This is a genomic window from Zhouia amylolytica (assembly GCF_900116365.1).
Classification (GTDB): Bacteria; Bacteroidota; Bacteroidia; order Flavobacteriales; family Flavobacteriaceae; genus Zhouia; species Zhouia amylolytica.
Window position 1 is genome coordinate 441581 of sequence record NZ_FPAG01000002.1, and the last position, 24112, is coordinate 465692.

Genomic DNA, 24112 nt, shown 5'->3' on the forward strand with positions numbered 1-24112 from the left:
TTTAATCTTCTTCTTCCAGTATAAATAATTCCTCAACTGGTTTTTCAAAAAACCGGGCAAGCTTTAAAGCTAGTACAGTGGAAGGAACATATTTGCCTTTTTCCATTGCATTGATAGTCTGTCTGCTGACATTTATTTCTTCAGCTAACTCAGCTTGGGTAATATCTTTTATAGCGCGATGTACCTTAAGGTTATTCTTCATTTTTCAAGGTCTTTTTCGATTTATAAAGTAAATAGTGAAATCGGATAATAAAAAACAATAGGCATGAAAAAAGGTTAAAGGTAATTATTGATAGATATATCATTCCGTAGGTAAAAATAGTCAGGAATAGTAAAAGACCAAAATTAACATAAAATGACCATACAAGCGATTCTGTCCTGAGCATATAGGTATATTCATCTTCATGCTTAACACGAGAAAATCCGGTGAGTAGTCCTCCGATAATGATAGTAATGAAGACGAACTCATCCATTACATCATTTGTAATCCAAAGAAAATATTGATTCTCTTCAGAAAAACTATCGTAGATCAGGGCAAAAACTTTTGTCGATAAGCTAATATCAGTGTCATCAGGTAGAAACATCATTAGGAGGTATGTAATGATCCCGATAAGAAACAAGATCCACCCAAATTTTTTAAAACGATAAGGAAATAAATAACGTGTTTTCATATTGATGAAATTAATGATTCAGATGTAAATGTAAAGTAAACAATACTAAAAGTCAAGTTTATTTTACTTTAAGTATAATTTGTTTTACTATTTAACCGAGGTAAGATGCTTAATAAGTCACCTGGATACTTTCATTTTAGTGATAATCAGTCTATATTTATGCACCTTAAAAAACAAACAATTAATAGATAATGAAAAAACTACTATTTCTCTTTCTTCTGATTTCTGTGAGTTGTATAACGGCACAAACAGAATATGATGTAAAAGAACATTATACCAAAAAAGAAGTAACCATCGAAATGCGTGATGGAATAAAATTGCACACAACTATCTATAGTCCGAAAGATACCTCAAAAGAGTATCCCATCGTGATGCAACGAACGCCATATAGTTGCGCTCCTTATGGAGAGAATCAATTCAGATCGAAGATAGGTCCGAATGAAACGATGATGAAAGAAGGATATATTGTCGTATATCAAGATGTCAGAGGTAGGTGGAATAGCGAAGGCGTTTATGATAATATGCGTGCTTTCATTCCTAAGAAAAAAAGAAAGCAGGTAGATGAAGCTTCCGATACCTATGATACCATAGACTGGTTGGTTAAAAACGTACCTAATAACAATGGTAAAGTAGGGGTTTGGGGAATTTCTTACCCTGGATTCTATTCGACTTATGCACTTTTGTCAAATCATAAAGCACTTAAGGCTGTGTCTCCTCAGGCATGTATTGGAGATTTCTTTTTTGATGATTTTCATCACAATGGAGCTTACTTGCTAAGCTACTGGCGTGCTACTGCTGTTTTTGGTTATATGAAAGATGAGCCAACGACGAAAAGCTGGTATTCATTTCCGGATTTAGGAGCAAAAGATCAATATCAGTTTTTCCTGGATGCAGGACCATTGTCGAACCTGGATAAATATTACAAAGAGGACAATGTTTTTTGGCAGCAGCTGAAAGAGCATCCTAATTATGATGAATTCTGGCAGTCAAGAGGAATTATACAGCATCTGGAAGATATAAAACCTGCTACGATGGTTGTAGGTGGATGGTTTGATGCAGAAGATCTTTATGGACCTTTGGAAACGTATAAAAACATTGAAAAAAGAAGTGATAATTACAACACGATAGTAATGGGCCCATGGAGCCATGGCGATTGGGCAAGAACCAAGAAGAGACAGGCCATTGGAAATGTCTATTTTGGTGATGATATCTCCAAATTTTATCAGGAAAATATTGAAACCAGATTCTTTAATCATTTCCTGAAAGGTAGTGGTGATGACAACTCAGGGTTGCCGGAAGCCTATGTTTATGATACAGGTGAGAGAGCATGGAGTACCTATGAAACCTGGCCTCCCGTAAATGTAGAGGAAAAAACTTTTACCTTAAATAATGGTAGGCTTGCTGAGATTACAACAATGGACTATCGATTTGAAGAGTTTGTGAGTGATCCGAAAAAACCAGTACCTTACTCTGAAGATATTAAAATGGTATTTACTCCACGTAAATTTATGACTGACGATCAACGTTTCGCAGCGAGAAGACCTGATGTATTGGTTTTTGAAACGGAAGTGTTGGAAGAAGATGTTACCATGATTGGAGATATATTGGCCAAATTAAAAGTTTCTACTACCGGAACTGCTGCAGATTGGGTTGTGAAGGTTATTGATGTTTATCCACCGGATGCAGAAGACTATCCCGAAACTCAGGAGTATTTGAAAATGAGCAATTATCATATGATGGTACGAAGTGAAGTTTTAAGAGGCCGTTTTAGAAACAGTTTTGAAAACCCGGAACCTTTTGTGCCTAATGAAGTTACGGATGTTAATATTAAACTGCAAGATGTTTATCATACCTTCAAGAAAGGTCATAAAATTCAGGTGCAGATACAAAGTACCTGGTTTCCTTATATAGATTTGAATCCACAAACCTATGTGGATAACATATTTGAAGCCAAACCTGAAGATTTCAAGAAACAAACACATAGAGTGTATAACTCATCTAAAATTGAATTTTCGGTTCTTAAGAAATAATCTTAATGGATAACCATTACAAAGAAGGGGAGGAATTTGAGGGTATCGATTTTACCCTCAATGATCTTCCTAAAATGGAATACGAAGACTGTGTCTTTAAAAATTGTAATTTCTCCAGGTCCGACATCTCAAGGATCACCTTTACGGATTGTCAGTTCGTAAACTGTAACCTGAGCAATGCATATATGGTCGAAACAACATTCAACGAGGTAAGTTTTAAAGAAAGTAAGTTATTAGGAGTAGCTTTTGACGCCTGTAGTGAATTTATGTTTAGGGTACACTTCCATAAATGCAATTTAAGTATGGTTTCTTTTTATAAGCGTTCTTTGAATAACACGACTTTCGATACCTGCATTCTTAAGGGAACCGATTTTACTGAATCAGTCTTGCAGGGAACTGTTTTTAATGAATGTGATTTTTTGAATGCCATTTTTCACCGCACTGATTTGACGAAAGCCGACTTTAGAACCTCCTTTAACTTTTCAATAGATCCAACTATAAACAAGGTTTCCAAAGCTATATTCACGAAAGAGAATGCCTTAAATCTATTAGAAGGTTTCAAAATAGTCATTAAATAAAACTGTTAGATTTAGTGATTTAGCCCTTGTAATTTGTTTGATAATTACAATTCTCATAAAAAATCGAATATTCAGGTGGGGTTTGTATAATATTTTAGATATAAAATTATAAATTCGGCAACTTAATAAAACTATTCTAACTATAACTTATGGCAATACTTTCTTTTATAGGATTTACCCTTTTAGTAGCGGTCATAGCCTACTTCGCTACACGTAAAACGAATGAACAAACAAGTGATGGTTACTTTTTGGGAGGCAGGAGCCTTACGGCGGGAGTAGTAGCAGGATCTTTATTACTTACTAATTTATCAACAGAACAAATTGTCGGATTGAATGGAGCGGCCTACACTGAAGGGATTTTAGTGATGGCTTGGGAAACATTAGCTGCAATTGCGATGGTAGTTACTGCAGTTTTCTTATTACCAAGATATCTTAAGGGCGGCCTCACCACTGTACCGCAGTTTTTAGAAACCCGGTATGATAAACAAACCAAATCAATCGCTTCGTTCCTGTTCTTAACAGGGTATGTGGTTATATTTTTACCGATTGTACTCTATTCAGGTTCTTTGGCCATTTCAACCATGTTTAATATTCCTGAAATGTTGGGAGTATCCCTTTGGGCTTCGGTTTGGATTTGTACCTGGGGAATTGGAATTATAGGCTCTATTTATGCCATTTTTGGAGGATTAAAGGCCGTAGCGGTTTCAGATACCATTAACGCAATTGGCTTGTTGATTGGTGGTTTGTTAATCCCTTTCTTCGGATTGATGTTTATTGGCGATGGTTCGGCTTCAGAAGGGTTAACCATATTGCTCAATGAAGCTCCTGAAAAGTTTAATGCTATCGGAGGACCTAAAGCTTCAGTGCCATTCGGGACCATCTTCACAGGTATGATGTTAGTTCAATTATTCTATTGGGGAACCAACCAGGCGATAATCCAAAGAGCACTGGCAGCAAAAAACCTCAAAGAAGGACAAAAAGGATTACTGTTGGCGGCTTTTATCAAAATCTTAGGCCCGCTAATTGTTGTGTTACCAGGTATTATTGCCTTCTATATTTTTGGGTCAGAATTGGAAACGCCAGATCAGGCATATCCATTATTGGTAGATAAGGTACTTCCAAAAGCCTTGCTTGGATTCTTTGCAGCAGTACTTTTCGGTGCAATTTTAAGCTCATTTAACAGTGCATTGAATAGTGCAGTAACCTTATTCAGTATTGATTTCTACAAAGAATATATCAATAAAGAAGCCTCTGAAATAAAAGTCATTAAAAGCGGTAAATACTTTGGAATCGTTTTGGCAATTTTGTCAATGACCATCGCTCCCTTTATTTTCTTTGCAGGTCAGGGATTGTTTGGGTATTTACAAGAAGTAAATGGGGTGTATAGTATTCCTATTTTAACCATTATCGTAGTTGGATATCTGACAAAATATGTGCCTGCTATTGCAGCAAAAATAGGTATCATCTCAGGATGCGTACTCTATTGTATCAGTCAATTTATCTTAAAGCCTTTTGTTTTCGGAGAAGATAATTACCCGCATTATCTACACGTTATGGCAATACTATTTGTTTTGAATGTCGCTATAATGCTTATCATTGGTAAGTATCGACCAAGAGCTGAAGCTTATGAATTAAAATATACCAAGAAAGTTGATATCATGCCTTATAAATTTGTGAAACAGGTAGGTTTGATTATTAGTTTAATAGTAATTGGAGTCTATATTTACTTTTCATAAGACTTAAATAATATCAACTCAAAATTCAAAAGAGAAATTGTTAAGGCAATTTCTCTTTTTTTATTCCTTCATTTTTTCGAAATGTACCTGTTGTGTTTTTAACAGATTTAATGATATATATCTATAAAAATAACTTTATTTGTAAGAATTATTTGTTTGGTAATTCAAATTATGTATCTTCATTCGCTGTAAGATTTTTTTGTTAAATCATAGCAGTAAGTTTAGATGGCTATGACCTGCTTTAATAAACAGTTGTAAGGTTAAATTGAATGAAAACAATTAATAATTCACTACTAATCGCTTTTCTTTTTCTTCCTCTTTATGTTATTTCGTTAAGCGCTCAAAACAATAAGACCACTGTATACCATTGGTTTGATGATGTCGTGGGCATTGAGAATACCGCCATCTATACAGGTGTTCAGTATAAAGAAGTCTACAGAACTTATGGCGATAAACACAAATTCCTTTTTTCCTATGACTTTTTAAATGGAGATATAATGTATGAAGGACAAGTGTTTGAAGATGTGATGATGAAATACGATGTTTATGAGCACAATGTAATTGTAAAACTTAATGGAAAATTTGGAGAATCTGTGTTTAGGTTGATCCGGAATCACATTAATCAATTTTCAATTAGGGGCCATATATTTTACAATATAACCCAAGATGAAGAGTTCCTGGGTTTTTATGAAATTCTAAGCGATCAGAATTCAAACATTACTCTCCTGAAAAAATATCGGAAAAAAGCGGAAAAAAAGTTGAATAAAGATAATGTCTACTATGAATTTACCGAAGAACCCGCTCAGTATGTACTTTATTACTTCGGTGAGTATTATGACATTTCAAATTATAAAGACCTGGTACAAATTTCGAAAAAATCACAACCTGAAATGTCTCAATATGTTAGAAAAAACAAAAAGTTATTAGATATAGATGCGGACAGCTTCTATATAGGAGCAATGAGTGTATTAGCAGAGCAACAATAACTAATTTCTATTTGATGAAGAAAGTATTCACGATTCTATTATTTCTTGTTTGCGTCCTTGCGTATACTCAAGAAAAGAAAACAACCTGGTCTTTTGAATTTGAAAATATAAATTTTGAAACGGCTCTTTTAGAAATTGAGAACAAAACAAATTATAAGTTTTATTTTTTAAAGGATTGGTTAGATCAAAAACAAATTACGGCTAATTTTAAAGATGAAAATCTGGAAACCATTCTGGATGAAATATTTAAGGAAACTACTATTAATTATTTTATCAGAGACCAACGTATTATTTTAACTCAAAATAGTGTGATCTATAATAAACTACCTGAGAGTTTTTATAGAAATCAATCCATTTCGTCAGAAACAAATACCCAGGAAGCTTCTGCACCAATTTTTACTGATGATCAATCTAAGAGTGCATCAAATAGTATCACTACTGTTAAAATAGGAAAAGCAAATAAAAACTCAAATAAGACAACTTTTTCAGTTTCGGGGGTGGTTAAAAATAAAACAACCGGAGAACCGATTCCAAACTTGGGGGTGTTAGTAAAGGAAAAGAACCTCTCAGCAATTACAGACGACAATGGCTTTTATGAAATTAAATTACCCGCAGGGATTTTTTTAATAGAAACCAGTGCCTTGGGCGTACAAAGCATAAAAACAAGGGTGGTAGTCTATAACGATGGTGAATTGAACCTGCAGTTGCAGGAAGATCATCAATTATTGGATGAAGTGGTAGTTAATGCCGAAGCAGATAAGAATGTTGAGAAAGTAATTACGGGTGTCACCAAAATAGAAATTGAAGGAATTAAGAATATACCGTTAGTCCTGGGAGAAAGAGATATTCTTAAAGTAGCTACCACCATGCCGGGTATTACAAAAACTGGAGAGGGATCATCCGGGTACAACGTAAGAGGAGGAAAGGAAGATCAAAATTTAATTTTATTAGACAATGCCGTTATCTATAATCCAGTTCACTTTTTTGGCATCTTTTCAGCTTTGAATCCTTTTACTTCTGGTGAAGCAAACATTTATAAGGGATCTATACCATCCCAGTTTGGAGGGAGATTGTCCTCTGTTTTTGATATTAAAACAAGAGATGCTAATACCAATAAAGTTTCTGGAGAGGCCTCTTTGGGGCCAGTGACCGGTAATTTAATGATTGAAACTCCCATTGTTAAAGAAAAATCAGCGTTAATGGTAGGAGCACGGGCCTCTTATTCTGATTGGATTTTGAAAAAACTTGAAGAAGAAAACTTAAAGAACAGTGAAGCTACTTTTTACGACGTGATTACAAAATATAATCACCGTTTTTCCGAGAAAGATAACATCAAAGCTACTGCATATTTCAGCAAAGATCGATTTAGTATAACCTCAGATTCTCTTTATAGCTACAAAAACCTCTTGTTTTCTGCAGAATGGAATCATAATTATAATGATAAAACAGAAGGAAGTCTTTATGTAAGTCAAAGTAATTATGAATTTAATATAGAGTATAATGAAAATGAAAATAGAGATTTCGAATTGGGTTATGATATTAGTGAAACAGATCTTAAGTATTTGATGAATCACAACCTGAATAGTAAGCATGATCTGCAATATGGCCTATCAGGAAAGCTATATTCAGTTCTTCCCGGCAATCAAAAGCCACTTGGTGACGATTCAATTGTAGAACGTTTTTCTGTGCCTAGAGAGAAGGGTATAGAAACAGCGTTATTCCTTTCAGATAACTTTGAGATTAATGATAAGTTTTCTTTAGAGGCCGGATTAAGATATTCATGGTATGCCTTTCTTGGAGAAACACAACAAAGAACATACGAAAATGGAAAACCAAAAAATGAAGAAACCGTAGTTGATACTTTGAACTATGGAAATAATGAGATTGCTAAAAGCTACGGAGGCCCTGAATTCAGGGTTTCATCCCGGTATTTTCTTAAACCGGATTTGTCAGTTAAAGCAAGTTTTAATTCAACATATCAATACATACATATGTTGTCTAATAATACGACCGTTTCGCCAATCGATACCTGGAAATTATCTGATCTGAATATAAAACCGCAAAAAGCCTGGATGGCTTCCTTGGGAGTTTATAAGAACTTTGATGAGAATACCTATGAATTAAGCATCGAAGGATATTATAAAAAGTCAAAAGACATTTTAGATTTTAAAGTTGGAGCCGAACTATTCCTGAATGAACATGTAGAAACAGAAGTTCTACAAGGCTTAGGGAAGGCCTATGGTGTTGAATTTTTATTGAAAAAAGACGAAGGTCGCTTGAATGGTTGGGTGGGCTATAGTTATTCCAGATCCTTTTTTAAATTAGATAGCGAGCATGCTGAAGAACGCGTAAATAACGGAGCCTATTTTCCATCAAATTACGACAAACCACATAACTTTAATTTGGTTTCGAATTACAGACTGACAAAGCGATATAGCTTTTCAGCGAATTTTGTGTATCAAACCGGAAGACCCGTAACCTTTCCGGTAGGAGAATATGAGTATCAGGATGCAAAATATGTTTACTACAGTAATAGAAATCAATATCGAATACCAGATTATTTCAGACTGGATTTGGGCCTCAATATTGAAGGAAATCACAAGATAAAAAAATTGGCACATAGCTTTTGGAATATATCGGTTTATAATGTGCTTGGAAGAAATAATCCTTATTCGGTGTTCTTCGTTACGGATTCAGGTGAAATCAAGGCATATAAAAGCTCAATTTTTGCCATTCCCGTACCGACCATAACCTACAACTTAAAGTTTTGATTCGTATTAATAATGAAGAAAATTAAAATTAATCTTACATATTCATTGCTTTTTATAGGAGCGCTGTTTCTAACAAGTTGCGTAGAGGAATTTGAAATTAGTACAGATACCTATGAACAAGCATTGGTGGTTGAAGCCGTTATTACCGACGAACTCAAATATCAACATATTAAATTGAGTAATACCTATACATTTGAGGAAGAAGATGCGAGTCCGGTTGAAAATGCCACAGTGAAAATAATAGATGATCTGGATAATGAATACCCTTTTGAAGAAGTCGAGCCGGGAAACTATGTGTCATCAAATGTTTTTATGGCCGAACTGGATAGAGCTTATAAACTTTCCATTCAAACCAATTCCGGAAAAAGCTATTTGTCTGATGCAACAGCTTTACCACAGAATACTTCCATTAGTAATTTCTATGCAGAACCAATTACAAATGAAGAAGGTGAAGAAGGGGTAGCGATTAAAATTGATGCAGATCAAAATAATTCAAACACACGATACTATAGATATGAATACGAGGAAACTTATAAAATTATAGCCCCGTATTGGAGTCCGTCAGATCTCGTCCTGGTTTCTCGCAATCCTATAGTTATAGAGGTGGTGCCACGGGAACAAGATGAAGAAATTTGCTATAAGACCAATGTTTCGAGAGATATCATTCTAGAGAACACTATAAATTATCCAAATCATGAAGTAGATGATTATCAGCTCCGATTTATAAATAAAAAAGATCTGATGATAGCTCATAGATATAGTATTTTAGTTCGTCAATATCAACAATCGTTAGAAGCCCATACATACTATAAAACGTTAAAAAAGTTTTCTGATCGTGCCAATGTTTTTTCCCAGATTCAAACCGGAAACATTAATGGTAATATTTATTCAGTCAATGACGAAAATGAAAAGGTAGTAGGGTATTTTGAAATTGCAGGTATTGATTCCAAACGGATATTTTTTAACTGGGAAGATTTATATGGCTTTGAACCTAAACCGGAATTGGATTGTGAAATTACAGCCCCGGCTATTTTTATAGATTTTCGAACACCACTTCCAGATGCAATAGAGGCGGGAACAGTGCGATTTTTTGATTACAATACAGGGCTTTATCCCGTAGAAGGTTTTCAGGGGCCTTATTATGTGGTGCCAGCAGATTGTGGAGATTGTACCACCCAGGGAAGTAATGTTGTTCCCGATTTTTGGGTAGAATAAAAATGATTTCTTATGACAAGATTTAGAAAAATATTAATTGGGTTTTCTTTGTTGATGATGGCTACAGCCGGATTATCAGGGCAAAATAGTGCGATAAAAAGAGATCTGATTGAATTACCTAAGGAAAAACTTTATGTGCATCATAATTCCAATATGATTCTGACGGGAGAACCCCTGTATTACGTGGTATATAACCTGAAAATGCACGATCATACTTTGAGTGAATACAGCAAGATTGCCTACATCGAACTTATTAATGATGGATCCGATGTGGTGCACAGACAAAAGGTGCGTTTGAATGGAGGTAAAGGATTTGGAGATTTTATCATCCCAATGAATTTAACTTCGGGCCCTTACAAATTAATCGCCTATACCCGAATGGCTTTAAATAATGGATGGTCTTCTGTATTTCAAAGCGATATTGCTATTATTAACCCTTATAATGATAATCAAAATAAAATAATTTCTAACGATAGTATTACAGACATTTCACAGCAAAGCAAAGCTGTTGGGAAGGATTCGGGCAATAACACATTGTTAGAACTCAATAAAAAGAAGTATGCTAAAAGGGAAAAAGTAAAATTAATGCTTAATATACCTGCCTCCGAAATTTCGAATTATAGTTTTTCAATTTCTGTTAAAAAAGTGGACTCCCTTTTCAATGGGGAAATGAATGATATTAAAAGTGAATTTGAACAGGTAGCTTATAATAATAGCACCTACGATGTTAAGACGATAATAGAACTACCCGAGCTAAGAGGGGAATTAATTACGGGGAGTATAAAAAATAATGAAAATCCAGGTTCAGGATTATATAATATTCAGTTAGGCTTGTCTATTCCTGATCCCGTAAATCCAATAATTAAGGTAGCAAGTACTAATAAAAACGGTGAATTTTTCTTTAATATAAATCGTGAATATGATAGTGATAAAGCATTTGTTGAAGTTTTGTCACCGGATGCAAAGTCGTATGAAATAGCCATAGACGATGCGAATAATTTAAATTATGATGAACTGCAATTCAAGGACTTTAAAATAAATGAAAATAGCTATAGTAACTTATTAGAGCGAAGTGTGAATAATCAAATAGAGAACAGTTATATAGAAGTTAAAAAGGGCTCATTGATAGCCCTGAAAAAGGAATTGCCGTTTTTTGGATCAGAATTTATACAATACAATCTAGATGATTACACGCGTTTTAAAACGGTAAAAGAAACGGTCATAGAATTTATAGAAGGGGTCCGTCTTCGTTCAGATGGTGATAACAGTGCTCATTTTGAGGTTCGGGAAGAGGGAGAATATAATTACAACAACGTACCTGGTTTATTAATTGTTGATGGAGCTATTATAACCAATCATAATAATCTCATTGATTACGATTCAAGAAGAATAGAAAAAATAAATGTAATTAGAGACAGGTTTTATTATGGAGGCCAGGTTTATAATGGGATTATTTATGCAGAAACATTTGATGGAAATTTTTATAATACCATCAGCTTATCCAATTGGAAGCGTATTCAACTTTTCCCGGTAAATCGAGTTAAGGATTATAATTTCCCATTATACTTAAATACCGGGGCGAATGAAAGAATTCCGGATTATAGAAACCAATTGTTCTGGAATCCTGATTTGCAAATAACCGAAACAAATGAGGTGGTATTCTATACTTCGGATCTGGATGGCCTATTTGAAGTAGTATTGGAAGGGGTAGCTCAGAATGGAGAATTAATATCTATGAAAACGTACTTGAAAGTCGAGTAGATTGGCTAACACATAAAAAATAATGTAAGAAAAAGACTTCAATAATGAAGTCTTTTTTTTATATTTAGACTTTAATGCTAAAATGAATCCATATGCTGGTAAAAGTTTTTGGTAGTGCGGTGTTCGGTATTGAAGCTACAACCATTATTATAGAAGTAAATATAGATAAAGGAGTTGGTTATCATTTGGTTGGGTTGCCCGACAATGCCATTAAAGAGAGTAATTATAGAATAGCAGCTGCATTGCAGAATAATGGATATAAAATACCTGGAAAGCGGGTAACCATCAATATGGCTCCGGCAGACCTTCGTAAAGAAGGTTCTGCGTATGATTTACCTATAGCCCTTGGTATTCTTGCAGCTTCAGGAAAGATCGAATCCGACAGCCTTAAAAATTATGTCATCATGGGAGAACTTTCATTAGATGGTGGCTTACAACCGATTCGAGGAGCACTCCCAATAGCTATTCAGGCTAAAAAAGAAGGTTTTAAAGGTTTAATACTTCCCAATCAAAATGCTATCGAAGCAGCTGTGGTAGATGGGCTTGAGGTATATGGCATAGACAATATAAGTGAATTAATAGCCTGTTTAAATAAAGAAGCTGAGTTGAACAGGACCATAGTCAATACTGCGGATGTTTTTTATAAAAACATAGATTTTCCTGAGTTTGACTTTTCAGATGTAAAGGGTCAGGAGAGTATAAAGCGAGCGATGGAAATAGCAGCAGCCGGAGGACACAATATTATACTTATAGGGCCGCCTGGAGCAGGAAAAACCATGTTAGCAAAGCGACTCCCAAGTATTTTACCGCCAATGACATTAGAAGAAGCTTTGGAAACCACAAAGATACATAGCGTTGTAGGTCAAGCATCAGGAACAGGATTAATGGCTCAAAGACCATTTAGAAGTCCACACCATACTATTTCAGATGTTGCCCTGGTAGGTGGAGGAACCTATCCGCAACCGGGCGAAATATCCCTGTCACATAATGGGGTCCTGTTTCTGGATGAGTTACCTGAATTTAAACGCAACGTGCTGGAAGTAATGCGACAGCCGTTAGAAGACAGAGAGGTGACAATTTCGAGGGCAAAGTTTACGATTACCTACCCGAGTAGTTTTATGTTGGTTGCCAGCATGAATCCCAGTCCCGGAGGCTATTTTAATGACCCGGACACACCGGTTACCTCATCACCGGCAGAAATGCAACGCTACATGAGTAAAATATCGGGTCCGTTGCTGGATCGCATCGATATTCATATCGAAGTAACCCCGGTTCCATTTGATAAACTGTCAGAGGAAAGAAAGGGAGAAAATAGTGTATGTATCAGAAAGCGTGTGATAAAAGCCCGGGAACAACAAGCAAGTAGGTTCAAAGGATTACCTAATACCCACTACAATGCACAGATGAATACCAAACAGATCAGAGAATTTTGCCAGCTCGACGAACCGTCAAAAGAATTGCTTAAAAATGCTATGACACGCTTAAATCTGTCAGCCAGAGCTTATGATCGAATCTTAAAGGTAGCACGCACCATCGCAGATCTGGAAGGTGTATCCAGGTTAACCGGCACCCATCTAAGTGAAGCCATCCAATACCGAAGCCTCGATAGAGAGGGGTGGTTGGGGTAGTAGCCATAATGGTTTATTTCGGTCTTAAAATTAACGAAGCTGCTGCTCGTTATAAAATTTGATGGCCTGGTTGGTAGTTTTTTTATCGCTTTCAGAACGGTGTATAATGCTCGAGCTTTCATCACGATTATTCTTGATCGTGATTACGTTCAAATAGGTGGTTCCATCAGGGTTAATAATCGTGTTTTTTTCAATGAGCATGTTCTTTTCATTCGTAGAGGTGGTTTTAATGTATTCCGACCCATCAGGAAACTCATAAATTGATTTGAATCGATTTAAGTTTGAAGGGGTTGGCTTTGTTACATTTGAATCACTAAATCTCATCGCGAATGTTTCGATAGAACCATCTGTATTTCCCGAAGTATAGTTACGGATAATTTCTTCATAATAGTCCAACAGAGCCAATTCAGGTTTAATTAACCGGGTACCGTCTGCTAATATCATATCCATCGCAAGATATCTTTCAAACTGATCATCCATGGTAGTTACCATGGGGTGATCTGCTCCCAGTTCTGCAACCATATCCGGGTAGTAGATCGAAGATTTTAAATGAACCGGATTAAGAGAGTCTTTAGCTTGAATTACATTAAAATCATCCTTTGTAGCAATGCTGTCCATACTACTCTGACAAGATAGGAAAATGGAAATAAGTAAAATGAGAAAGGGGCTGCGGAAATAAAGCTTGTGATTTCTCATAATAGAATGGATTATATAATTAATATACAAGTGTAAGATAACGCTTCTCTATTAACTTCAAAAGAGGTAATTACCTGTAAATCAATAGGGTGTTATCCTTTTTTATTGAGGGGGTAATTATCTGTATTGGTAGATGGTACCGATGCGGAATTCATTTTTAGAATGTTAATCTCATCACTATTTATAGATCTGATTGTGTTAAATCTATAGATCTAGTGGGATTTATAAAATATTGTTAAACATTCGTTATTCATTTTTCATACATCTATTTTTGAAAAGTAACTAATATAATTTACAACCTGAACCTATTTATATAATGAGATTAAGAAAAACTACGCTTGCCACATTTCTATGTGGAATGGGATTATTTTCTTTTGCGCAATCAAATAATCCTTTAATTCAAAAAGCCGCATTAAACCCGGATGCTACTAAATTAGCTTTCTCATATCAGGGAGATATTTGGACAGCCAATGCTGATGGAACCAACCCTCGTCGTTTAACCATTCATGAGGCCTATGAAACGAACCCCGTTTGGAGTGCTGATGGAAAAAGTATTGCCTTCCAGGGAGTAAGATATGGGAATTATGATATTTATGTAGTATCGAACGAAGGAGGTATTCCAAAAAGATTAACATATCATTCAGCAAGTGATGCTGTTACTGATTTTACCCCGGATGGTAATATATTATTCAATACAGAAAGAAACTTTTCTCAAATTGAAAGAGAGGCGGAAACACACCAGGTAAGTACCAAAGGAGGGACTCCATACAGAATTATGGACGCTCTGGGCTTTGAAGCTAAACTATCACCCAATGGTAACTTAATTGCATTTACCAGGGGAACCTGCCGTCCTGAACGGGAAGCCTATAATGGTCCTGCCAACCGCGATGTTTGGGTGTACAATATTAAAGAAGATACCTATCATGAAATCACCTCTCATGGAGTCAATGACTTTAGTCCTTATTGGGGAGATGATAATACCCTGTATTTTCAGTCTTCAAGAGATGGAAAGTACAATATCTATAAAGTAGGTATCGAAGGTAACGGGGCTAAAAAAGGTGCTATTACTGCTATAACAACCTTTAAAGACATGGGAATCTTTTCATTCAGTATCAGCGACAATGGTGAAAAATTAGTAGCTGTAAAAGGGGATGAATTATATAATATTGATGCTGCAACACAAAGAGCATCCAAAATTACTATAGACCTTGCTACCGACTACCGTTTCGATCCTGTGGTACGCAAGACATACAGTAGTAATGTTAGTGAGATAGTGCCTTCTCCAAACGGTAAATACAGTGCCATGGTGATTAGAGGTGAAGTGTTTATTACCGAAAACGATAAGGAAAAAGATAAAACGGTAAATGTATCTAACTCTGCTTACAGAGATAGAGATGTTACCTGGCTTACTAATGAATCATTGATCTTTGTTTCAGATAGAGAAGGTCAGAATGATATCTATATGGTGGTTTCAGACGATAAAGACCAAAAAGATCTGTTTAAAACCTATAAGCGAAAGATCATTAGAATTACAAATACAAAAGACGAGGAGGAGAATCCTGTAATTTCACCGGATGGTAAATCCATTGCCTATACAAGTGGTGCAAAACTGATTGTTGCCAATATCAATGACAAAGGCTCACTTTCAAATTCTAAAACACTTTTAGATGGATGGGATACACCAAGCGGTATTACCTGGTCACCAGATTCAAAATGGTTAGCATACTCCCTTCAGAATCTCGATTTCAATGCCGAAATATATGTGCATAAAGCAGATAATAGCCAGGATCCGGTTAATATTTCAATGCATCCAAAAACAGACAGATCTCCAGTTTGGAGTGAAGATGGTAGTAAAATAGGTTTCTCTTCAAACCGTAACAATGGTGACTACGATGTTTGGTTTGTATGGCTTAAGAAATCTGATTGGGAAAAAACCGCTCAGGATTGGAAAGATGGAGATATCCAGCAAGCTAAAAAAGAAGATGAAAAAGAGGATGACAAAGACAAGGATAAGGACAAGGATAAAAAGAAAGAAAAGAAGGTAAAAGATATCCAAATAGATTTTGATGAAATTTATAGAAGACAAATTCAGGTAACGTCGTTTACCGGTGGTGAATTCCTTAGCACGATCTCTAAAGATGGAGAAACTTTTTACTATACCACAGGAAACGGTAGCAGAGGAAATGCCAGGGTAGAAAGTAGCTTGTATAAAATTAAATGGGATGGTAAAGATCTGAAACAGATTACCAAAGGATCCAGCCCCTATGGCATTGTAAAAGATAGTAAAAGTACATACTTGTATGGTGTAAACCGCGGAGCGCCGGTACGTATTAGTATGAAGTCTGATAAGACCGAAAGATTAGCGATCAGAGCGAAATTAGATATCAACTATAAAGAGGAGTCAAATCAGATTTTCGAAGAAGCCTGGAAAGCAATAAACGATGGTTTTTATGATCCGCAATTCCACGGTCAGGATTGGAGCAGTCTCAAGAAGAAATATAAACCATTAGCTCTGAAAGCATCTACAAGACAAGATTTTAAAATGGTCTTCAACTGGATGTTAGGACAGATCAATGCCAGTCATATGGGGATGTACAGAGGTGAAGATCGCAGTGATGTTCAAAGAACTCAAACAGGATTGTTAGGGGTAGAGGTGCAGCCAAAATCTAATGGTACATTAGAAATCACTTCGGTTATAAATCATATGCCGGCTGATAAAGAAATGAGTAAACTTCATGTGGGTGATATTATCGAAGCCGTGAATGGAACAGAACTTACCAAAACAACCAATCTGTATGACTTATTGAACGATACCGCAGGAGAACGTATTTATTTAAATATAAAAAGCGCCGATGGTGATAAAGAAGTTATTATTCGTCCTGATTCAAGTAATAGTAATGAAAACTATTATGCATGGGTTAAAGAACGTCAGAAATTAACAGATAAATACTCTAAAGGACAACTTGGATATATTCACATCCAGGGAATGAACTGGACCAGTTTTGAGCACTTTGAACGTGAACTAATGGCTGCCGGTCATGGAAAGAAAGGTGTCGTGATTGATGTCCGTTACAATGGAGGTGGATGGACTACCGACTACCTGATGGCCGTATTAAATGTGAAACAACATGCTTATACAATTCCGCGCGGTGCTGCTAAAAGCTTGAATGAACATGAGAAATTCAGAGATCATTATCCATTCAGTGAACGCCTGCCTTTGGCCTCTTGGACGAAGCCTTCAATAGCGTTGTGTAATGAACGTAGTTACTCGAATGCAGAAATATTTTCACATGCATATAAGAGTCTTGATCTAGGTACCCTTGTTGGACAACCAACTTTTGGTGCCGTGATCTCAACTGGAGGAAGAAGTCTTATAGATGGATCTTATGTTCGTATGCCTTTCAGAGCCTGGTATGTTAAATCAACTGGAGAGAATATGGAATTGGGCCCTGCTGTTCCGGATATATTAGTAGAAAACACACCGGATGCTAAAGCAAAAGGAGAAGACCAGCAATTAAAAAGAGCGGTTGATGAACTTTTGAATCAAGTTTCAAAATAATTAATATTTAGATTTTATATATCAAAAGGCCCTGTTAAAAAGGGCCTTTTTTAATGAATATAGTCGAGAAGTGAATCTAATTCTTCTTCCATTGCATTTTAACAGTCTTTAAAACATCAGTTTCAAAAATGACCTCGGGATACAGCATAAAATCATTTTTTTCATAAAATTCAACTGGTGGCTTATAAGGTTTGCCATTCTTTTTAGTATACTCATGCTCACATATAACCCAACCGCTTAACGAATCAAAATGCTTTTTAGCTTCATTCAGGAATGAACTTCCGTACCCTTGTCCTTGCAAGTCCGAACTAACCATCATTACAAACCATCGTTCATCGTTTCTTAAAAAATCTGCAAACCACCCCTTAATGTCATTGGCATCATCAAATAATAGCGTATGCCTGACATCTTTCAACTTTGAAAGGTATTTATCAAACTCATACGTCGATTTAAACTGAAGGATGTCTGGATATACCTCATTCCATAGTTCAATGAGCTGTAACTTTTCTTTTTCATTTAAATGTAATACGGTAAGGAATCTCATAATATGTAAAGTTTAAATAAACCAAATGCTTATTTCCTTAAAAACCAACATAGAATAAATAAGCATATCCCAGGCGGTATAATTGTTTTAGTTAATAAGTGATTGTTAGATCCGTCAATCCTTATAGAGGGCACTCTTAATAATCTTCAGAAGGCAATCGCCTCATCGCTTAACTTTCATTTATGGACGAAGCGAACTCCAATTATTATAGTCATTGTAGTAAATGAAATTAAAAAAATGATCCCATTGAGGGATGTCTATCCAAACCCCTTTATCCCGTTAGTTCATTCTATCTTAAAAAAACTTTTAATCATGTGCCGCATTATTACAACACATTAAAAATGTTTTTATGAAATCAAATTTTAGGGGGGCGCCAGCTGTTGTGTTATAGTAAAGATAGTGAAAATTAGCTATTTATTATAGGTTAGTTAAATCAACAGATGTTATAATTTCCTAAATTTCAGCGTTTTTAGAAAACTTTTTCAAAACAGATACTGTTTTTAACATTTTTATAAGGACCGTAGTTTTGAATGATTTGATATCCCGATTTATGATATAAAGCAATAGCCTCCGGTTGGCGTCTTCCTGTTTCTAAAATACATCGTTCTATAGATAATTCTCTGGCCCATGCTTCAAGCTCCAATAAAATATGAGTGGCAATCTTTCTTCCTCGATAATCTGGTTTGGTATACATTCGTTTTACCTCCATCGTATGAGGATCAAGTTTTTTTAAAGCCCCACAACCTATAGCAAATCCTTTTTCATAAGCAATAACCACATGTTTAATAGCATCCGGTTTGTTGAATTGATCGTAGAACTCATGTTCATCGCCATCTTGAATAGCAAGATACTGATCAAGGGCATCTATCAACCGTAAAAAATCGACATGGCTTGAATCGGTTCGCAATAATGTGATCATGATAGGTAACTTTTAATCAAATAAAGATAATCAGTCAGGATGGGTTTTCATAGCCTTTTTAAATAGGGATAGATTTTTTATGTGGCAGAGGTGATTATTCATTTCCTTTCTTATTTTTGAAAAAATGACCCTAAGAGTAAAAGGCTAAATATTATGTTGGCAACATTAATGACCTCTTGGATTATCGAACCGTATAACCTAACCTTAAATTTATGAAGAAAGTAAAGTTGTTAACCCTTGTATCAATATTAATAATAACGGCATGTAAAAACAATGATAAAGCAGGAACAATGGAAACAGTAGAAGAAACGAGCCCTCTAGAATTAACCCTTGAAGAGGCGAATCGTTTAAGTAAACTTCCGCTCGAATGTATGCAAGTTCAATATCCTAACAAGCTTGGGCAAACATTACACGACTCTACTGATATAAAAGCTCCGAAAGTACTGCACCCTGCTTTTTATGGCTGTTTTGATTGGCATTCCTCGGTGCATGGACATTGGTCTTTGGTAAGCCTTTTAAAGCAATTTCCGACCCTTGAAAACGCAAAAGAAATAAAAGGGAAACTACAACAGAATATCTCTAAAGAAAACATATTAGCCGAAGTGGCTTATTTTGAAGGTAAAGGAAATACTTCTTATGAACGTACCTACGGATGGGCGTGGCTTTTAAAGTTAGCCGAAGAACTTTATACATGGGATGACGCGCTTGGGAAAGAATTATCAGAGAATCTAAAACCCTTGACTAATCTTATCGTTCAACGCTATATGGAATTCCTGCCTAAACTTAATTACCCGATAAGAGTTGGAGAACATACCAATACGGCATTCGGACTTACCTTCGCATATGACTTTGCTGTTACCACTGGTAATGAAGATTTAAAAGAATTAATCGAAAAACGTGCAAGAGATTTTTATGCAAGCGATGTACATTGTCCATTGGATTGGGAGCCTAGTGGATTTGATTTTCTCTCTCCTTGTTTAGAGGAAGCCGAACTGATGATGCGCGTATTGCCAAAAGAAGAATTTAAAACCTGGTTGAAAGAGTTTTTACCTGAACTCGGTCATAAGACCTTCCAATTGGAAACCGGAAAAGTGTCAGACCGAACCGATGGAAAACTGGTACATTTGGATGGAGTGAACTTTAGCAGGGCATGGTGTTTATATGGAATCGCTGAAACCCTCCCTGAATATGGCCATTTAAAAAATATAGCGAGAAATCACTTAACTTATTCTTTACCAAGCATAGTTGATGGTAATTATGAAGGAACTCATTGGTTGGGTACATTCGCCATCTATGCACTTCAAAAAGCAGAATGATGTTAAAGTGGTTTAAAAATATCGGACCGGGAACTCTGGTGGCTGCTGCTTTTATAGGTCCCGGCACAGTAACCGTATGTACGCTGGCAGGAGTCGGATTTGGATTTACACTACTATGGGCCATGATGCTGTCCATAGTTGCAGCTATAATTCTTCAGGAAATGTCGAGCAGAATAGGCATCGTTACCCGAATGGGACTGGCGGAGGTTATTAAGCATCAGATAAAGTCACCGCTGTTAACCAAATTGGCAGTAATATTAATTTTATCAGCAATAGTAGTAGGAAACACCGCCTACGAAGCTGGAAATATCAGTGGTGCATCCTTGGGATTGGAAGCCTTGTTTGGTACCGAATATTGGAGTTTTTATCCACTGGTGATTGGAATTTCTGCTATTATTTTATTGCTGCTTGGAAACTATAAGGTGCTGGAGCGAATTCTAATCGTCCTGGTACTCATTATGAGTATTTCATTTATCGGAGCAGCAGTCTTAACCAAGCCTGATATGTTCGCAGTATTTAAAGGGATTTTCTCGATTTCATTTCCGGGAGAAAGTATATTGACCATTGTCGCTTTGGTTGGCACCACAGTAGTACCCTATAACCTTTTTTTACACGCTTCCTTGGTTAAGGAAAAATGGCAGAGTGAGAAGGATCTCAGAGCTTCCAGAATTGATACGATAGTTTCAATTATTATGGGAGGATTAGTTTCCATGTCCATCATTATTGCAGCGGCCGCTATTAAAACGGATACCATTTCAAGCGTCCTGGATTTAGCGAAAGGACTGGAACCATTGTATGGAAGTATGGCTAAATACTTTTTAGGCATTGGTCTTTTTGCCGCCGGAATAACCTCTTCAGTTACAGCACCACTGGCTGCGGCCTATGTGGCTGATAGTTGCTTTAATTGGAAATCAAAATTAACCGATTGGAAGTTTCGGATGGTATGGGGAGGTATTATAATGGTTGGTATTGTACTATCAAGCTTAAAAATAAAACCAATTGAGCTCATACAATTTGCCCAAGTCGCCAACGGAATTTTACTGCCTGTGGTAGCTTGCTTTCTTGTTTGGGTGGTTAATAAAAAGGCGGTTTTAAAGAAATATGTCAATAATAAAACACAGAATATTATTGCAATCGCAATTGTTTTAATAGCTTTATTACTTGGAATAAAGAGTATATTAAAAGTATTGGCTTTATTATGATTAAAGAGATTGATATAAATTGCGACCTTGGAGAAGGACTCAATAATGAGCACTTAATAATGCCGTATATCAGCTCTTGCAATGTTGCCTGTGGCGGTCATGCCGGCGATAAGGAATTGATGGAGAGGGTAGTGGAGCTTGCCATGAAATATCAGGTGAAACTCGGTGCACATCCTTCTTATCCCGATAAGAAGAACTTTGGAAGAGTATCGTTGAAACTAAGTAAGTCTGAACTTGAGGTTACAATCATTGAGCAAATTAAGATCTTCAAAGAAATAACAGATAATCATGCCGTACGTATGCATCATATCAAAGCGCATGGAGCACTTTATAATGATCTTGCGAAAGACGAAGCGTTATCAATACAGTACCTGGAAATATTGAATCCCTATAAAAAGGATGTTTTTTTATATGTTCCTTATGGTTCGGTTATAGAAAAGAAAGCCCTGGAAAGCGGATTTAAAATTAAATATGAAGCCTTCGCAGACAGGAATTATAATGAAGACCTCAGCTTGGTGCCTCGAAGTGAAGATAACGCAGTGATTAAAAATGAAGCGCAAATCTTGAATCATGTTTTTAATATGGCCTTACACCAAAGAGTTCGCACCAGTACCGGAAAAGAGATGTTCATTAAAGCGGATACCTTTTGCGTTCATTCAGATACGGAAAATGCCGCCGGAATGCTTCAGTATTTATACCATAACTTGCATTTAAAGGGAGTGAGCCTTGCAAAATTATAATCTTACATATAAACCTTTTGGAAATAAAGCAGTACTTATCGAATGGCCTGCTGAGGTTAATGAGAACATCCTGAACGATATCGTTTCCTATAAACGGTATATTCAGAAATACTTTCAAACCACCGAACTCGTGGTGGCATACCACTCCTTAACCGTAATTTTTAACGAAGAGATAAATTTTAAAATAATCGAAAAGAATTTAAAAGACATCTACAAGTTAAATATTGAAACTATAGTATTGGATCGAAAGATCTGGAAGATTCCAGTGCTTTATGGAGATTCCCTTGGCTTAGATATGCAGCAGTTTGCCATGGAAAAAGGATTATCGGAAGAAGCAGTAATCGATCTCCACCAGGAGGCCTTATATACAGTATATGCCATTGGGTTTTTACCTGGATTTTTATACCTGGGTGGACTCGATGAAAAGTTGCACCACCCCAGGAGAAGAGAACCAAGGTTAGAAATTCCCCAGGGCTCAGTAGGTATAGGAGGGAAACAAACGGGGATCTATCCGCAAATATCTCCGGGTGGATGGAATATTATAGGAAATACTCCCGTGAGACTTTTCGATATAGCCAATCCGGAAGTTTGTCCGGTTAGTGTGGGCGATAAGGTTAGGTTTTATGCTGTAAACAGATATGAATATGAATTAATTGCAATTCAGGTAAAAACAGGAGTATACCAATTCGAAAAGGAAGATTATTATGATTAAGGTACTAAAAGCCGGTTTTTATACAACCATTCAGGATCTTGGTAGATTTGGATACCGGGATAAAGGAGTACCTGTATCCGGAGCTATGGATACGTATTCGTCATCGCTGGCCAATGCCTTGCTCGATAATGATCAGAATGCAGCAGTGCTGGAAATGACAATGCTGGGGCCAAAACTGAAGTTCATGACCGATACCGAAATAGCGATCTCAGGAGCATACATGCACCCATCGTTAAACGATACCCCATTAAGTAACAATCGGAAATACCGTGTTAAGATGGGAGACGTTCTTAACTTTAAAGGGGTTTCAGATGGTTTTAGAACCTATTTGGCGGTAAAAGATGGGATACAATCTCCTGTAGTTTTAAATAGCAGGTCGATGTACGTACCAATAACAACATTTGCTCAGTTAAAAGAAGACACAACCATTCCTGTTAATACTGCTTCCGGACATGTTACGGAATATGCACATATTAAAACAGATGAAGAATGGTATTCAGGGAACGATATAGAAGTATTTAAAGGTCCGGAGTATGATTTGTTTCCAGACATAAAAAAGAGGCTTAGAAACGATTATACAGTATCTAAAGTTAATAATAGAATGGCTTACCAGGTGGAAGAAGTGTTTATAACTCATGAACGTTCAATGTTAACTTCAGCAACGATACCCGGAACCGTTCAGCTTACTCCTGCGGGTAAACTTATCATATTGATGAAAGATGCCCAAACCACCGGCGGATATCCAAGGGTATTTCAACTTACGGAAAAAGCCATAGCAAAATTAGCTCAGAAGAAAGCTGGTGAGAACATTAGGTTTGAACTGTTAACCTGAAATTAAAGATCATCAACATACTACTGCCAATAAGGATCGGGTTATGAATGTTTAAAGGCGAAATGAGCACCCTCCAAATCCCGCCTTTTAACTGATGAAGAAACTGGAGAAGCTTTATACATTAGTTCAAAACAAATAACGCAAGTTTTATGGGCACTTATAAAGGGAAATTTCTACAGTTAAGAACATTTCAAATAGCGCCGAAGGAGCCCGTTA

Annotated in this window: 19 protein-coding genes; 14 read left to right on the forward strand and 5 right to left on the reverse strand. The window is 36.2% G+C overall.

What is annotated here, in order from left to right:
- Position 1 precedes the first annotated feature (1 nt).
- Positions 2-202 (reverse strand): helix-turn-helix transcriptional regulator, encoded by a 201-nt coding sequence (locus tag BM361_RS04480; RefSeq protein WP_038264248.1) that lies wholly within the window; start codon positions 200-202, stop codon positions 2-4.
- Positions 192-671 (reverse strand): hypothetical protein, encoded by a 480-nt coding sequence (locus tag BM361_RS04485; RefSeq protein WP_074977218.1) that lies wholly within the window; start codon positions 669-671, stop codon positions 192-194. The genes BM361_RS04480 and BM361_RS04485 overlap by 11 nt, the downstream gene beginning before the upstream one ends.
- A gap of 191 nt (positions 672-862) precedes the next feature.
- Here BM361_RS04485 and BM361_RS04490 point away from each other — a divergent pair, with 191 nt between their 5' ends.
- The 8 genes from BM361_RS04490 to BM361_RS04525 all read left to right on the forward strand — a co-directional run bounded on the left by BM361_RS04490 (position 863) and on the right by BM361_RS04525 (position 13376).
- Entirely contained in the window at positions 863-2701 is a 1839-nt protein-coding gene (locus BM361_RS04490; RefSeq protein WP_038264243.1) for a CocE/NonD family hydrolase, read from the forward strand.
- A gap of 5 nt (positions 2702-2706) precedes the next feature.
- Positions 2707-3279: a pentapeptide repeat-containing protein gene (locus tag BM361_RS04495; RefSeq protein ID WP_038264238.1), complete on the forward strand. Its 573-nt coding sequence runs from the start codon at positions 2707-2709 to the stop codon at positions 3277-3279.
- A gap of 149 nt (positions 3280-3428) precedes the next feature.
- Positions 3429-5015: a solute:sodium symporter family transporter gene (locus BM361_RS04500; protein ID WP_038264235.1), complete on the forward strand. Its 1587-nt coding sequence runs from the start codon at positions 3429-3431 to the stop codon at positions 5013-5015.
- Positions 5016-5284: 269 nt separating this feature from the next.
- Positions 5285-6001, forward strand: a complete 717-nt coding sequence (locus BM361_RS04505; RefSeq protein WP_074977220.1) for a hypothetical protein — start codon at positions 5285-5287, stop codon at positions 5999-6001.
- Between the two features lie 14 nt (positions 6002-6015).
- Positions 6016-8772: a TonB-dependent receptor domain-containing protein gene (locus tag BM361_RS04510; RefSeq protein ID WP_074977222.1), complete on the forward strand. Its 2757-nt coding sequence runs from the start codon at positions 6016-6018 to the stop codon at positions 8770-8772.
- A 12-nt stretch (positions 8773-8784) separates the two neighbouring features.
- A complete protein-coding gene (locus BM361_RS04515; protein ID WP_074977225.1) occupies positions 8785-9987 on the forward strand; it encodes a DUF4249 domain-containing protein in 1203 nt (400 codons plus the stop codon).
- 12 nt (positions 9988-9999) lie between these two features.
- Positions 10000-11748, forward strand: coding sequence for a hypothetical protein (locus tag BM361_RS04520; RefSeq protein ID WP_139226604.1), 1749 nt, complete (start codon positions 10000-10002; stop codon positions 11746-11748).
- A gap of 92 nt (positions 11749-11840) precedes the next feature.
- A complete protein-coding gene (locus BM361_RS04525) occupies positions 11841-13376 on the forward strand; it encodes a YifB family Mg chelatase-like AAA ATPase (protein ID WP_074977229.1) in 1536 nt (511 codons plus the stop codon).
- Between the two features lie 30 nt (positions 13377-13406).
- Here the strand turns inward: BM361_RS04525 and BM361_RS04530 are convergent, their stop codons facing one another.
- Complete coding sequence (locus BM361_RS04530) at positions 13407-13994, reverse strand: hypothetical protein (RefSeq protein ID WP_074977231.1); 588 nt, start codon at positions 13992-13994, stop codon at positions 13407-13409.
- A gap of 394 nt (positions 13995-14388) precedes the next feature.
- Between BM361_RS04530 and BM361_RS04535 the strand changes: the two genes are divergently transcribed.
- The gene (locus BM361_RS04535) at positions 14389-17631 is read left to right on the forward strand and encodes a S41 family peptidase (RefSeq protein WP_083425853.1); all 3243 of its coding nucleotides are present in this window, start codon (positions 14389-14391) and stop codon (positions 17629-17631) included.
- Between the two features lie 76 nt (positions 17632-17707).
- Here BM361_RS04535 and BM361_RS04540 read toward each other — a convergent pair whose 3' ends face one another.
- A complete protein-coding gene (locus BM361_RS04540) occupies positions 17708-18175 on the reverse strand; it encodes a GNAT family N-acetyltransferase (protein WP_038264215.1) in 468 nt (155 codons plus the stop codon).
- A gap of 469 nt (positions 18176-18644) precedes the next feature.
- Entirely contained in the window at positions 18645-19094 is a 450-nt protein-coding gene (locus BM361_RS04545; protein ID WP_074977233.1) for a GNAT family N-acetyltransferase, read from the reverse strand.
- Positions 19095-19306: 212 nt separating this feature from the next.
- Between BM361_RS04545 and BM361_RS04550 the strand changes: the two genes are divergently transcribed.
- From BM361_RS04550 to BM361_RS04570, 5 genes are read left to right on the forward strand one after another with little or no spacing between them, the layout of a single operon-like run.
- Entirely contained in the window at positions 19307-20410 is a 1104-nt protein-coding gene (locus tag BM361_RS04550; RefSeq protein ID WP_074977235.1) for a DUF2891 domain-containing protein, read from the forward strand.
- Positions 20407-21612, forward strand: coding sequence for an Nramp family divalent metal transporter (locus tag BM361_RS04555; protein ID WP_074977237.1), 1206 nt, complete (start codon positions 20407-20409; stop codon positions 21610-21612). Before BM361_RS04550 ends, BM361_RS04555 begins: the two co-directional genes overlap by 4 nt.
- A complete protein-coding gene (pxpA, locus tag BM361_RS04560; RefSeq protein WP_074977239.1) occupies positions 21609-22352 on the forward strand; it encodes a 5-oxoprolinase subunit PxpA in 744 nt (247 codons plus the stop codon). Before BM361_RS04555 ends, pxpA begins: the two co-directional genes overlap by 4 nt.
- Positions 22339-23064 carry a 5-oxoprolinase subunit PxpB gene (pxpB, locus tag BM361_RS04565; protein WP_074977241.1) on the forward strand — a complete coding sequence of 242 codons (726 nt, stop codon included), beginning with the start codon at positions 22339-22341 and terminating at the stop codon, positions 23062-23064. The genes pxpA and pxpB overlap by 14 nt, the downstream gene beginning before the upstream one ends.
- Positions 23057-23896 (forward strand): 5-oxoprolinase subunit C family protein, encoded by an 840-nt coding sequence (locus BM361_RS04570; RefSeq protein WP_074977242.1) that lies wholly within the window; start codon positions 23057-23059, stop codon positions 23894-23896. The genes pxpB and BM361_RS04570 overlap by 8 nt, the downstream gene beginning before the upstream one ends.
- Positions 23897-24112 lie beyond the last annotated feature (216 nt).